This window comes from Natrinema amylolyticum (genome assembly GCF_020515625.1).
GTDB classification, from domain to species: Archaea; Halobacteriota; Halobacteria; order Halobacteriales; family Natrialbaceae; genus Natrinema; species Natrinema amylolyticum.
The window spans coordinates 835,401-848,992 of sequence record NZ_JAIWPJ010000002.1; the positions used below are offsets into that span (position 1 = coordinate 835,401).

At 64.2% G+C, this 13,592-nt stretch carries 15 protein-coding genes; 10 read left to right on the plus strand and 5 right to left on the minus strand.

The features are described from left to right. The first annotated feature begins 278 nt into the window (after window positions 1-278). The 4 genes from acs to LDH66_RS14390 are packed head-to-tail and all read left to right on the plus strand — an operon-like array spanning window position 279 to window position 4,909. The gene (gene acs, locus LDH66_RS14375) at window positions 279-2,258 is read left to right on the plus strand and encodes an acetate--CoA ligase (RefSeq protein WP_226481758.1); all 1,980 of its coding nucleotides are present in this window, start codon (window positions 279-281) and stop codon (window positions 2,256-2,258) included. 58 nt (window positions 2,259-2,316) lie between these two features. Continuing rightward, on the plus strand, window positions 2,317-2,763 hold the full coding sequence (locus LDH66_RS14380) for a DUF4212 domain-containing protein (RefSeq protein WP_226481759.1): 447 nt from the start codon (window positions 2,317-2,319) through the stop codon (window positions 2,761-2,763). Further along, complete coding sequence (locus LDH66_RS14385; protein ID WP_226481760.1) at window positions 2,760-4,445, plus strand: VC_2705 family sodium/solute symporter; 1,686 nt, start codon at window positions 2,760-2,762, stop codon at window positions 4,443-4,445. The genes LDH66_RS14380 and LDH66_RS14385 overlap by 4 nt, the downstream gene beginning before the upstream one ends. Window positions 4,446-4,447: 2 nt before the next feature. After that, window positions 4,448-4,909, plus strand: coding sequence for a universal stress protein (locus LDH66_RS14390; RefSeq protein WP_226481761.1), 462 nt, complete (start codon window positions 4,448-4,450; stop codon window positions 4,907-4,909). 121 nt (window positions 4,910-5,030) lie between these two features. Here LDH66_RS14390 and LDH66_RS14395 read toward each other — a convergent pair whose 3' ends face one another. The 3 genes from LDH66_RS14395 to LDH66_RS14405 all read right to left on the minus strand — a co-directional run bounded on the left by LDH66_RS14395 (window position 5,031) and on the right by LDH66_RS14405 (window position 6,229). Further along, complete coding sequence (locus LDH66_RS14395) at window positions 5,031-5,255, minus strand: DUF8119 family protein (protein ID WP_226481762.1); 225 nt, start codon at window positions 5,253-5,255, stop codon at window positions 5,031-5,033. Between the two features lie 84 nt (window positions 5,256-5,339). Further along, on the minus strand, window positions 5,340-5,696 hold the full coding sequence (locus LDH66_RS14400; RefSeq protein ID WP_226481763.1) for a cupin domain-containing protein: 357 nt from the start codon (window positions 5,694-5,696) through the stop codon (window positions 5,340-5,342). A 56-nt stretch (window positions 5,697-5,752) separates the two neighbouring features. Continuing rightward, window positions 5,753-6,229 (minus strand): cupin domain-containing protein, encoded by a 477-nt coding sequence (locus LDH66_RS14405; RefSeq protein ID WP_226481764.1) that lies wholly within the window; start codon window positions 6,227-6,229, stop codon window positions 5,753-5,755. A 383-nt stretch (window positions 6,230-6,612) separates the two neighbouring features. On the opposite strand from LDH66_RS14405, the gene LDH66_RS14410 reads away from it, so the two are divergent. Both LDH66_RS14410 and LDH66_RS14415 read left to right on the plus strand, forming a co-directional pair. Beyond that, window positions 6,613-7,179, plus strand: a complete 567-nt coding sequence (locus LDH66_RS14410) for a tRNA (cytidine(56)-2'-O)-methyltransferase (protein ID WP_226481765.1) — start codon at window positions 6,613-6,615, stop codon at window positions 7,177-7,179. A gap of 207 nt (window positions 7,180-7,386) precedes the next feature. Further along, window positions 7,387-8,217, plus strand: coding sequence for an MBL fold metallo-hydrolase (locus LDH66_RS14415; protein WP_226481766.1), 831 nt, complete (start codon window positions 7,387-7,389; stop codon window positions 8,215-8,217). 32 nt (window positions 8,218-8,249) lie between these two features. Here the strand turns inward: LDH66_RS14415 and LDH66_RS14420 are convergent, their stop codons facing one another. After that, a complete protein-coding gene (locus LDH66_RS14420) occupies window positions 8,250-8,918 on the minus strand; it encodes a hypothetical protein (RefSeq protein WP_226481767.1) in 669 nt (222 codons plus the stop codon). Window positions 8,919-9,024: 106 nt separating this feature from the next. On the opposite strand from LDH66_RS14420, the gene LDH66_RS14425 reads away from it, so the two are divergent. Together LDH66_RS14425 and LDH66_RS14430 are read left to right on the plus strand one after the other, a co-directional pair. Next, complete coding sequence (locus tag LDH66_RS14425; RefSeq protein WP_226481768.1) at window positions 9,025-10,599, plus strand: class I adenylate-forming enzyme family protein; 1,575 nt, start codon at window positions 9,025-9,027, stop codon at window positions 10,597-10,599. Between the two features lie 215 nt (window positions 10,600-10,814). Then, entirely contained in the window at window positions 10,815-11,090 is a 276-nt protein-coding gene (locus LDH66_RS14430) for a hypothetical protein (RefSeq protein WP_226481769.1), read from the plus strand. 38 nt (window positions 11,091-11,128) lie between these two features. On the opposite strand, the gene LDH66_RS14435 is transcribed toward LDH66_RS14430, so the two are convergent. Continuing rightward, entirely contained in the window at window positions 11,129-12,124 is a 996-nt protein-coding gene (locus LDH66_RS14435; protein ID WP_226481770.1) for an MBL fold metallo-hydrolase, read from the minus strand. Window positions 12,125-12,382: 258 nt separating this feature from the next. Here LDH66_RS14435 and tfe point away from each other — a divergent pair, with 258 nt between their 5' ends. Together tfe and LDH66_RS14445 are read left to right on the plus strand one after the other, a co-directional pair. Next, on the plus strand, window positions 12,383-12,907 hold the full coding sequence (tfe, locus tag LDH66_RS14440) for a transcription factor E (protein WP_226481771.1): 525 nt from the start codon (window positions 12,383-12,385) through the stop codon (window positions 12,905-12,907). Further along, a complete protein-coding gene (locus tag LDH66_RS14445) occupies window positions 12,908-13,591 on the plus strand; it encodes a DUF2110 family protein (RefSeq protein ID WP_226481772.1) in 684 nt (227 codons plus the stop codon). The last annotated feature ends 1 nt before the right edge of the window (window position 13,592 follow it).

The following is a 13,592-nucleotide window of genomic DNA, read 5'->3' on the forward strand; positions in this document are numbered from 1 at the left end:
CGGACGATCACCGGGGCGACCCGGACGGACCGGTACTAAGTCTCTAGAGGGTCCGCTCGAGCCGGCCGCCTCGCTCGCCGCATCGGTCTGCGAGCTGTCACGATTCGTCGACTCGTGACTCGGCGCGCCCCGATGAACGAAGGGAACGACCGCCCGACGACCCCCTGTCACCTCCTAATATAGTCTATATATGCTAGGTTACCCCGGGAGTGTCGGGTCGATTTTGCACAACTAGAGGCCGTCTTTACTAAGTGGGTACGTGATTGAGTGGTTGTACCATGTCACAGGACAATGCCAATCTCGAGGCACGACTCGCGGAGCAGGAGGCGTTCGAGCCGCCCGAGTCGTTCGTCGAGCAGGCAAACGTCACTGATCAGGGGATCTACGAGGAGTTCGAGGAGAACTGGCCGGAGTGCTGGGAGCGAGCGGCCGACCTCCTCTCGTGGGACGAGGAGTACGATACCGTTCTCGAGGACGGGAACGCCCCGTTCTACGAGTGGTTCACCGGCGGTGAACTCAACGCGTCGTACAACTGCCTCGACCGACACGTAGAGGAGGGTCGCGGCGACAGCGTCGCGATCGAGTGGGAAGGCGAACTCGGGGAGGAACGCACCTACACCTACGACGAGCTCTTGGACGAGGTCGAGGACTTCGCGGCGACGCTGCGGGATCTCGGCGTCGAGGAAGACGACATCGTCACGCTGTACATGCCGATGGTTCCAGAGCTGCCGATCGCGATGCTGGCCTGTGCTCGCATCGGCGCACCACACAGCGTCGTCTTCGCCGGCTTCTCGGCCGACGCGCTCGCGACGCGGATGAACTCCGCCGACAGCGAGTATCTCGTCACCTGTGACGGTTACTACCGTCGGGGCGACGCGCTCGATCACATCTCGAAGACCAACGAGGGCCTCGAGGGCGTCGAGCACGAGGTCTCCGACGTCGTGGTCGTCGACCGACTGGGCGACGATCTCGATCACGACCTCGGGGACAACCAGCACGACTACGACGAGCTGGTGGCCGACCACGAGGGATCGACGGTCGAGCCGGTCCAGCGGGACGCCGAGGACATGCTGTTCCTGATGTATACCTCGGGGACGACCGGCAAGCCGAAGGGGGTCAAACACACCACCGGCGGCTATCTCGCGTACAGCGCCTGGACGAGCCACGCCGTCCTCGACATCGAGGCCGACGACACCTACTGGTGCTCGGCCGACATCGGCTGGATTACCGGCCACTCCTACATCGTCTACGGCCCGCTCGCGCTGGGGACGACGAGCGTGATGTACGAGGGGACGCCCGACTACCCGGACAAGGACCGGCTGTGGGATATCGTCGAGAAGAACGAAGTCGACATCTTCTACACCGCGCCGACGGCGATTCGGGCGTTCATGAAGTGGGGCGAGGAGTACACGGAGAACCACGACCTCTCCTCGCTTCGCTTGCTCGGCACCGTCGGTGAGCCGATCAATCCGCGGGCGTGGAAGTGGTACTACAAGCACATCGGCAACGAGGAGTGCCCGATCGTCGACACCTGGTGGCAGACGGAGACCGGGGGCATGATGATCACGACACTGCCGGGGATCAACACCATGAAGCCCGGCTCCGCGGGGCCGCCGCTGCCGGGGATCGACGCCCGCGTCGTCGACGCTGACGGCGACGAAGTCGACGCCGGTCAGGCCGGCTACGTCACGGTCAACAACCCGTGGCCCGGCATGCTCCGCACGCTGTACGACAACGACGAGCGGTTCATCGAGGAGTACTGGGACGAGTACTCCGACGAAGACGCCGACGAGTGGGTCTACTTCCCCGAAGACGGCGCGAAGATCGACGAGGACGATTACATCACCATCCTCGGCCGGGTCGACGACGTGATCAACGTCTCCGGCCACCGGCTGGGGACCATGGAGATCGAGTCGGCCGTCGTCGGCGTCGAAGGGATCGCCGAGGCCGCCGTCGTCGGCGGCGACCACGAGGTCAAAGGCGAGGCGGTCTACGTCTACGCCATCCCCGAAGACGGCTACGAGGACCGGGAAGACGAACTCGAGGAGAAGGCCATGGAGGCCGTCCTCGACTCGATCGGCCCGATCGCCAAGCCCGAAGAGATCGTCTTCACGCACGAACTGCCCAAGACGCGCTCGGGCAAGATCATGCGCCGGCTGTTAGAGGACATCGCGAGCGGGAACGACCTCGGGAACACCTCGACGCTGCGCAACCCCGAGGTCGTCGACGATATCGCGGAACAGGTATCGAGCGACTGATCGATTCCCATTCGATTTTTGAAATCGAAAACAACACAATCACGAGATTCGAACACATATGCCAGATAATAACACTCATGACTCGACTGACAGACGAGCCGAAACGGACGGCGGCGTGGCCGGACAGCCCGGTCAGGCTCACCGAAATACCGACTATCTCAGCGCGGAGGTGAACCTGCTGAACCCGAGTACGCAGTTCATGCGCGATCACCTCCGTATCGTCTGGACCGGGTTCGCGATCTGGTTCGTCATCGTCTTCGGACCCGTGACGCTGACCCGGCTCGCTCCGGACGTGATGACGACGCAGCTGCCCGTCATCGGGTTCCCGCTGCACTACTTCCTGGTCGCCACCGTTGCGCCGACCAGCGCGCTGATCCTCTCGTTCTGGTACTCCCGCAAGCGCGACGCGCTCGACCAGAAGTACGGCATCGAGCATCAGACCGTCGAGGAGACCGGTCGCGGCGGCGGAGACGCTGCGGCGACTGACGGGGGTGTGGACGAATGACGGGCACTGCGAACGTCGTTCTGCAGAGCGGACTCCTTCCGGAGGGCTTGAACGTCTCGTTCAAGCTCGTCCCGGCCATCCTAGTCCTCTCGATGCTGTTCCTGTTCCTCGCGATCGGCTTCGTCTTCCGCGTCGCCGACACCGAGAACATGTGGGTCGCGGGACGATCCATCGGGAACGTCGAGAACGGGATGGCGATCGGTGCCAACTGGATGTCCGCCGCGTCCTACCTCGGAATGGCGGCTCTGATCGCGTTGTCGGGCTTCTACGGCCTGGCGTTCGTCGTCGGCTGGACGACGGGCTACTTCATCCTGCTGATCTTCATGGCCGCACAGCTGCGACGGTTCGGGAAGTACACCGCACCGGACTTCGTCGGCGATCGCTTCAACTCCGATGCTGCACGCGCGATCGCGGCGATCACGACGTTCCTCATCGGGTTCGTCTACGCCATCGGCCAGGCTCGCGGGATGGGGCTGGTCGGCCTCTACATCTTCGGTGACATCGGCCTCCCGGGACTGTCCGGCTACCAGTCGATGGTCGTCTTCATGATGGCCATTACGGTCGGCTACCTGACCCTCTCGGGCATGCTGGGCGCGACCAAGAACATGGCCGTCCAGTATACCATCCTCATCATCGCGTTCATCGCCGGCCTCTACGTCGTCGGCTTCACCCAGGGGTACTCGACGGTGCTGCCCCAGATCGAGTACGGGATGCTGATCAGCGAACTCGGTGCCGAGTTCAGCGAACCCTTCTCGAGCGGGAGCTACTACCTGTGGATCGCGACGTGTTTCTCATTGATCGTCGGGACCTGTGGACTACCGCACGTGCTAGTGCGGTTCTATACGGTCGAGAGCGAGCGAACCGCTCGCTGGTCGACCGTGTGGGGCCTGTTCTTCATCTGCCTGCTGTACTGGAGCGCGCCCGCGTTCGCGGCCTTCGGGACCGACCTCTACGGCGAGAACGTCGGCGCGGTGTACGGTGATCCCGGCATGAGTAGTGCTGCGGGTGACGTCATCGTCGTGCTGGCCGCACAGCTGGCGGAGCTGCCTCAGTGGTTCGTCGGCCTTATCGCAGCGGGCGGCATCGCCGCGGCGATCGCGACGGTCGCCGGACTGTTCATCGCCGGCTCCTCGGCCATCAGCCACGACATCTACACGAACATCATCAACCCCGACGCCACGCAGCGCCAGCAGATTCTCGTCGGTCGCCTGAGCATCGTCGCGCTGGGCGTGCTGACGACGCTGGCTGCACTCGATCCCGCGGCACCCATCGCCGCGCTGGTGTCATACGCGTTCTCGCTCGCCGGCTCGGTGCTGTTCCCGATGTTCTTCCTCGGTATGTGGTGGGAGAACACCAACCGACAGGGAGCGCTCGCCGGCATGCTCACCGGACTGAGCATCTGGAGCATCTCGATGATCAACGAAGTCGTGCCGACGTACATCGGCAGCGTCGAGGGCGCGTTCGTCCCGGCGCTCGCGCAGTGGATGCCCGCGATCGGCTCGGCGCTGATCGCAGTCCCGATCGTGTTCGCCGTCACCATCGTCGTCTCGATGGTGACCGACGAGCCACCGATGGAGACCAAGCGGGTCGTCCGACAGTGTCACAGCCCCGAACCGATGAGCCAGCAACAGACCGCGGAAGACGTCGTTACCGACGGGGGCGAGACCCCCGCGGATGACTGATAATGTACGAAAAAATCCTCGTTCCGACGGACGGTAGCGAGACATCAGAGGCGGCCGTCGAGCACGCGGTCGATCTCGCCGAGAAGTACGAAGCCGGACTCCACGCACTGTACGTGATCGACACCGACTCGATGAGTCTGAGCCTCGGAGCCGAACAGCTCGATCGAATCGAGCAAGGCCAGTACGGCGAGATGGAAGAGGTGCGAGAGCGCGCCGAGCGAGCGACCGGCTACGTGGTCGATCGCGCCCAGGAGCGCGGGCTCGAGACCGTCGAGCACGTCTCGGCGGGGAAACCCCACTCGATGATCGCGGACTACGTCGAGACCAACGGAATCGATCTCGTCGTCATGGGATCGCACGGCCGATCGGGCGTCCGACGGGCGCTGCTCGGCAGCGTCACCGAGCGGACGCTCCGGTCGACGCACGTACCGGTCCTCGTTGTCGACGTCGACGGACAGAAGTAGCGACCGACGGACTGCGGCTCGTTTTTTGTGAGGCTCCGTCGATCAGCGGCGGCGTCGACGGGAGCACGTTCGGCAGAAATCGATCCCTCGACGAGGCGGTTCTCGACGCAGGGCCGTCCCCCTATTGCTGTTGCTGGCTAGTCGCGAGATCGAAGTTCCAGAGGAACCCGAAGTACGCGACGATCCCGGCGAGCATACACCCGTAGTACGCCCACGCCGGCCCGCCACCGGCGACGTAGAAGAGGATTTCGACGAGCGTCACCCATACGACTGCAAACGCCAAGTCGGTCAGTATCCCCCACCGTTCCTCGCGGGCGGTCGCGATCCACTCGCGAACGTCCGTCATCGGACAATCACCGCGCTCTCGGATCGGTTCATCACGCGAGTGTTTCGCAGGGGTCGGAAAAAGCCTATCGGCGACCGGGCCGACCTACTCGCCGTAGAACTCGTCGACTTCGCGTTCGGGAAACACCGGCGTCGCCGCGGAGACGTACTCGAGAGTCGTGTCGCCGGTGTTCTCGAGGCCGTGTTCGGTGTTCGCCGGGATGTGAACGAGATCGCCGGCCTCGACCGCGCGCTCGTCCTCGCCGACGGACATCACGCCCTCGCCGGCGACGACGACGTAGACCTGTTCGGGGTCGTGTTCGTGGCGGACCTGTCGCGCACCCGGTTCGACGTCGACCCAGGTGATCGTGAGGTCGGTCTCTGAGACGTCTCGCTGCGAGTGGAGGATATGGGAAACGAGGCCGTCGCCTCGAGTGAGCGCCGGTGCGTCACCTTTGTTCATCAAACGCATAGCATTAGTACATATTTCGAATACATAATTATTCCCCTGTCAACCGGTCACTTATTCCAGTAATCCGTCTCGTCGTCGATCCGATAGTAGCCCTCGAGCGACCGCTCGTCGCGGCCGCCTGGCGGCGAGCCGACGAAGACGCCGAACTTGTTCATCTCGGGGTAGACCGTCACGTCTGGCTCGTTCATCGTCGACATCGCCAGGTATCGGAGCGGCTCGTCGCCGTCGTTGACGACCCTGTGGCCGCCGCGCTCGTCCGCCGGGAGCGTGACGTAGTCGCCAGCTGTCAGCGGCTCGAGGCCGTCCTCGGTTTTCAGTTGGCCGTCGCCCGCCAGCACGTAGATCGCCTCCTCGTTGGCCGTGTGGTAGTGGTAGGGCCACGATCGCATTCCGGGCGGGAGCTCGTAGAGGCTACAGCCGAGATCATCGGCATCGACGGCGGTCGAGAACTCCTTCCGGCGGAACGCGGTCTCCTTGCGGTCGTACTCTTTCCACTCGATGTCGGCCTTGTTGGTCTTGTTCATACTGTGAGCGCACGTCGCCTCAAGTAGTGAAGATTTCGTGACTGATTCCGTCTCGAGCCTTCGGGAGACGTGTGAATGGAATAGCAGATTCGGATGAAATGAATGAGAACCGGTGTCCTGCTACCGTGGCGACAGGGAATCGCCACGCCCTCCCCAGCCGATTCGCTCGGTCACTTCGTTCCCTCACTCATCCCTCGCGCAGTTTCGTCCGCTGGCCTCACTGTCGCTCGGCCAGCCGACAGTACGCGCCACTGCATGCCGACTGACCGGTCTCGATCGAGACGCGAATCGTCTGAACTGGATATAGCACGGCATCGAGTTCGACTGACCAGTGGCAGGCCGAAAGCGAAACCCCCTAATCTCGTCCGAGAGTGGATACGGGCATGCACGACGACAGCGAGGTCGCCGTCCTTCGGCTCGGCCATCGCCCCGGCCGGGACGACCGGATGACGACCCACGTCGGACTGACCGCGCGGGCGCTGGGGGCCGACCGCGTGCTCTTTCCCGACAACGCCGGCCAGTCGCTCGAGACCGTCGCGGACATCACCGACCGCTTCGGCGGCCCCTTCGAGGCTGAACTCACCGAGGGACCACAGGGGGTCATCCGCAACTGGGAGGGACGGGTCGTCCACCTCACGATGTACGGCGAGCGCATCCAGGACGTCGAGGACGACATCCGAGCGGCCCACGCCGACGAGGGCGACCCGCTCTTGCTCGTCGTCGGCTCCGAGAAGGTCCCTTTCGACGTCTACGAGGAAGCTGACTGGAACGTCGGCGTCACCAACCAGCCCCATTCCGAAGTGGCTGGGCTGGCGGTCTTCCTCGACCACCTCTTCGAGGGGCGGGAACTCGAGCGGGAGTGGGAGGACGCCGACCGGCAGGTCATTCCGAAAGAGACGGGCAAGCGCGTCGAACCGTCGGATTCGGCCGCCGACTCGGAGCGGGAGTAACGCCGGTCGCGCGACGACGCCTTGGATACCGAAATTTTCGCTCGACAATTCATCGATATCTGAAGGGAAAACGCATTGAAATATCCCGCCGTATTCTCTCCTGATGTATAAACCGAGTGCCACGATCGAGACATCAGCCGTCGAGAGCCGAATCGAACGGCCAGCGCGCCGTCGTAACCGCCGACGCCATCGAATCGGACGGGGATCATGGTTGACGTAACGATCCTCGTCGATAACACGGTCGCGACGCCGATTCCGAAGGGGCTGCGCGGCGAGTGGGGGTTCGCGGCGGCCGTCGACGACGTCCTGTTCGACACCGGCCAGTCCTCGAGCGTCGTACACAACGCGCGGCTCCTGGACGTCCCCGCATCGTTCGAAACCATCGTCTTGAGCCACACCCACTTCGACCACACCGGCGGCCTGGATCAGTTCCTCGATCCGCTGGACAAGCCGACGGTCTACTGCCATCCCGACCTGTGGGAATCCCGTTACTCGACCGGCCCGCCCGACGGGGGCGAGTTCCCCGATCCGATCCACCTCGGGATTCCCTTTTCCCGGACCGAAGTCGAGAGCGGAGCCGCGTTCGTCGAACACCGGGAGCCGGTCGAGGTCGCCGAGGGGATCTTCGCGCTGGGCGAGATTCCCCGCGAACACCGGACGACGACGAACGGCAAACGCCGGGTCGACGGAGAACTCGTCGACGATACGGTCGACGACGACCAAGCGATCGCGGTCCGAACGACCAACGGCACGGCGCTCGTCCTCGGGTGTTGTCACGCCGGCCTGCGCAACTCCATCGAATACGCCGAGGCGGTGACCGGTGAGGCGGTCCGCTACGTCATCGGCGGAACGCATCTGGTCGGCGTTGACGCCGATACGGTCCACGAACTCGCCGACTGGCTCGAGGGGAAACTCGAACTATTCGCCGGGACCCACTGTACCGGATTTCAGGCGCAACGGATCCTCGCGGACCGGCTCCCCGAGGCGTTCCGGTCGGTCGGCGTCGGGAGTACGATCGAACTGCCGCCGACGGTATGAGACACCGCGGTCCCGGATGTCCGCCCGGTTCGCTATCCGTTCGGGCGGAGCAGCCGAAACGGCCGCAGGAGTCGGCCTCCGATCGAACCGACGAGACTCCGGACGGCCGCGGCGGGTCCCATTGCGTCTTCGTCGAGGACGTATCCGTTTCCGATCCGTTCGATCGGGCTCGACTCGTCGTGTACCTCGAGAAGGCACTCGAAATCGTCGTCCGTGAGGCCAGTTCGGTCACAGAGCTCCCGTTTCGTGAGCGGCCGGTCGGCCTCGCGGAGTTCTTCGACGAGCCACCGGTTGTGGTGGCTGACGAGGAGTGCTTCGTCTCTCGTCAGATCGTCGCCTGCGGTGGTGTTACCTGCCGTCTCCGCTGCCGGTCCGTTCCGCCACGCGTCGATGCCGTCGAGGCAGATCCAGCAGCCGATCGCGAACAGCGAGCCGCCGAACCAGTAGCTGCTCGCTCGTAGCTGCACGACGCCGCCGGCGACGGCGAACAGCCCAAAGCAGAGCCAGGCGAGGGCCGGATCGATATCGGCCCTATCGAGGGCGGCCTCACCGAGCGGTGCAGCGACGACGACACCGAGGACCATCGTGATCTCGTTCACGTCGACGCCGAGAACAGAGAGAACACCGATCAGGACGACTATCGCGACGATATCGGAACGATCGATTCGGTCGCGAAGTTGAGTGACGGACTCGAGAATCATTTGTTGTCCATACGACAGTATGGATCCTAAACGTACCGCTCCAGCGGTCGGTTCGAGCACGTGTTGAGAGACAAGATTTTAAACGCGTCTCTTGGTATCATAACTCATGGATATCGACGCAGTCGACGAATCCGCGCGAACGGGGAACGTCGCGAAGCTATTCGATCAGACGGCGGCCCATCACGGGGACGCACAGGCGATGGAACACCACGGGCGGCGCTGGACCCACGCGGAGGTCCGCGACTGGACCGCCGAACTCGCCGGCGGCCTCCACGATATCGGCCTCGAGCCCGGCGATCGGATGCTACTCTTCTTGCCGAACTGCCCGCAGTACCTCGTCGCCTCGATCGGCGCGTTCAAGGCTGGCGTCGAGATCTCGCCGGTCAATCCGCAGTACAAGCGCCGCGAGGTCGCCTATCAGCTCGAGGACACGGATGCGAGTGCGATCGTCACGCATCCGGCGCTGCGGGAGACCGTCGATCAGGCGACCGAAGACGCCGGGATGGAGCCGGAGATCGTCACGATCCAGAGCGAGGACTGGCCCCGGGATCCCGACGACCACGCCTTCGAGGAACTGCGTGGCGAGCCGACGCTGGTCGACCGCGCGGACGACGACGTCGCCCTGCTGCCCTACACCTCCGGTACGACCGGCGATCCGAAGGGCGTCCAGCTCACCCACGAAAACACTCGGGCACAACTCATGTGGCCGCTGACGGCCTCCAACGTCGACGTCGAACCCGAAGACGTCCGGAGCCTCACGTGGCTCCCGCTCTACCACATCACCGGCTTCACTCACACTGCCCTCCAGCCGCTGGTCGGCGGCGGCCGACTCTACTTCCGCAGCGCGCTCGAGTGGGACGCCCGGGAGTGCATGCAGCTCATCGAGGACGAGGGGATCACCCACTTCGTCGGCGTAACGACGATGTACGCCGACATGGTCGACGCTGACGACTTCGGCGAGTACGATCTCACCAGCCTCGAGTCGGCCTCCGAGGGCGGCGCGAAGCTCTCGACGGCGGTTCAAGAGCGGTTTGAGGAGACCGCCGGCGTCGACATCTCGGAGGGCTACGGCCTCACCGAGACCCACGGCGCGACCCACACGCAGAGCGGCTCGACCTTCGGCCTGAAACACGGAACGATCGGCCAGCCGCTCCGGATGACCGACTGCAAGATCGTCGACGAGTCGGGCGACGAGGTCCCACCGGGCGAGGAAGGGGAACTCGTCGTCCGCGGCCCGCAGGTGATGAAAGGGTATCTCAACCTCCCCGACGCGACCGCGGCGGCCTTCACCGAGAACGGCTACTTTCGGACCGGCGATATCGCCCGCCGAGACGGGAACAACTACTACGAGATCGTCGACCGGAAGAAACACATGATCAACACCGCCGGCTACAACGTCTATCCCAGCGAACTCGAGAACCTGCTCTTGGAGCACGAGGCCGTCGCGGACGTCGCCGTCGTCGGGATTCCGGACGAACGACGCAACGAGGTGCCGAAGGCGTTCGTCGTTCCCGCGTCGGGCGTCGAGCCCGGCAGCGACGTGACCGCCGAGGAGATCAGAGAGTTCTGTCTCGAGGAGGTGGCCAGCTACAAACACCCCCGCGAGATCGAGTTCATCGAGGAACTGCCCCGGACGACCAGCGGGAAGATCCAGAAGTACAAGCTCGAGGACGAGGAGTAGACCGGCAACCCCGCCAGTGTGTTCGGTCGACGACCAAGACGGGCGGAGAGACGACCGCTGACCGACAACCGAAATACACCCTCATAATCGGTGATCGGCCGGACGTGTGCAGTCGTGACCACGGACCGGTCGGAGCCGCCGAATCGCCCCCTATCGAGTAGAAAGTGAACGTGATATCCAGAACTATTTTGTTCCCGAGTTGATGATTAGGGGTCATGTACGAGGTATCACGAGAGGTATTCTACGTGATCGTCGGCATTCCGTTACTCGCGGTCCTCGGATACGTGATGGTCGTCCTGTTGGCGTTCAACTTGTTCGGATTTTTGACGCTCGGGATTTTCCTCCTCCTCGTCGCGCTCGCAGTCGATTCGTTGAAAACGGACGGCGAGCCGCCGGCTCGGATCAACTGTTCGGAGTGTGGCGCACCGAACGAACCCGACCGGGATCAGTGTAAACACTGTGATGTGCCCCTCGAGCCCGCTGCCGACTGACCGCTACCCCCGGTCATAGTGGCGGCCCGCGAGCGCTCTCACTCTGTCTCGTAGTATCGGACGCCGTCGTCGACCTCGTAGGATGCGCTGCACTGCTTCTCGAGCGTCCCCAGTGCCCCAAGCGTGTCGAGCACCGGTGCGTGGTACCGGATGTCCCCGACGCGCTCCTCGGCGATCGCCACCGGCGTCGCCGGTTCGATCGCCTCGAGCGCCGTCACCGTCTCCTCGAGCAACGCGTCCAACCGTTCCCGCGTCATGTCGACGACTCGCCGGGGGTTCTCGAAGACGGGCCCGTGGCCAGGGAAGGCGTGCGTCGCGGCCGTCTCGCTCAGTCGCTCCATCGCCTCGTAATAGCGCTCGACCCCCTCGTAGGCACCGCGGTCGAACCCGACGTGAAAGGCCCCGGCGCGAAACGATTCGATGAGCGCGTCGCCCGCGAAGAGGACCGTTGTTCCCTCGATCGTCGTCTCGTAGCACAGGTGATCGATCTCGTGGCCCGGCGTCTCGAAGACCCCGAACTCGCGGTCGCCGACGGTGACCGGCCCCGTCGGATCGACCGCTCGAGCGGTCTCGGGGTCGACTAACCGTCGGTCCCGGCGTCGGGATTCGAGTTCCTCCGCGACGATTTCGTCGCGGTCGTCGCCCCGGTAGCCCGCCGATTTCGCCGTCTCGCGGAGTCCGGCTCGGACTGCCTCAAGGTCGCGCTCGAGTCGGTCGAGTCCCGCCCGTGGTGCGTGGACTGTCGCGCCGGCCTCCCGCAGCGCGGGAAGCTGGCCGATGTGATCGCTGTGGATGTGGGTCACCAGGACGTGCTCGATATCGGTCGGTTCGTAGTCGAACTCGGCGAGTCCCTCGCGGAGTTCCGACTCGCCCGCCTTCTCGGGCGCGCCCGCGTCGATCAGAATCGGTTCGGGCCCTTCGAGCAGATAGGCGGCGACGTGTTTGGGCGGCCAGGGGACGTCGAACTCGAGGCGATGGATCCGCGAGAGAGCGCGGTCGGCCCGGACGGTACCGCAAGACGTGTCGGGAGTCATCGTCTCGAGAAGTGCCATCCAGCGACATAAACGTCGCGCCCGCAGCATCACGAACTCGTTGCGTCCGTTTCCGAATTCGTCGCCGGTCGTTCCGGAGACCGCGCTCGACGGGCGGTACGAACGGACGTGGTCGATCGGCCGACGCGAGACGACGATTTCGTCGCGTCGCTCGGTCCACCCGCGTCGAAACTGGCCACGCGTTACCGCGTGCGGGGCACTTGATAAGACTTAATGGCCTCATGCCGTTACACGTAGGTAATGGCTTTTGAGGACCTGCTCGAGGACCCGGTGATCCAGAAATATTTGCACGAGCTGGTCGGTCCCAAGGGGATGCCCGTCGCGGCGGCACCCCCGGACGGCGAGGTGACCGACGAGGAGCTCGCGGAGGAACTGGACCTCGAGTTGAACGACGTCCGGCGCGCGCTGTTCATTCTCTACGAGAACGATCTCGCCACGTATCGGCGACTGCGCGACGAGGACTCGGGGTGGCTGACCTACCTCTGGACGTTCGAGTACGATAACATTCCGGAGAACCTCGAGGAAGAGATGTATCGGCTCCACGAGGCCTTAGACGAGCGCCGGGAGTACGAGCGCAACCACGAGTTCTACCTCTGTGAGATCTGCTCCATTCGATTCGAGTTCGGCGAGGCGATGGACTTCAACTTCGAGTGCCCCGAGTGTGGCTCGCCGCTCGAATCGATGGACAACAACCGACTGGTCGACGCGATGGACGACCGCCTCGATTCCCTCGAGGACGAACTCAACATCGACGCGGACGCCTAAATGGTCGTACTCGCAACCAAACTCTACGTCGAAGGCGACGCTCGCGAACGATCGCTGGATTCCCTGCGCTCGCTGGTGAACAACGAGATCGGCGAACTCGATGTCGAGTTCGAAATCGGCATCCGCCACGACGATTTCCCCTCCGTAACGATCGAGGGCGACGACGCCACCGTCGCGCGGAACGTCCTCCGCGAGGAGTTCGGCGAGATCGTCCCCGATCTCCAGGCCGGCGAGACGTATATCGGGACGCTCGAGTCCTGGGACGACGACGGGTTCGTCCTCGACGCCGGACAGGGCGAAGGCGTGCGGATTCCGACCGACGAACTCGGGCTCGGCCCGGGATCGGCGACGCAGATCCGCGAACGGTACGGACTGGTCCAGCATCTCCCCCTCCAGTTCGTGTACGGCGGAACGGACGGCGATCCGTCTCGTCTCGCTGATGCCGAACAGGACCGCCTCTACGAGTGGACCCGCGGCGACGGCCGGCTCAACGTCAACAGCGCGACGCGGGCGGAAGTTCGAGCCACGCTCAACCGCGCGGGCCACGCACAGGACTACGTCACCGTCGAGCGACTCGGCCTGCTCGAGCAGAGCGTCATCTGCACGGAGAATACCGATCCGCCGGGGCTGCTCGCCAGCGTCGGCGAGTACCTCCCGGCCGAACTCCGCTGCGTCGTCCCCTAGC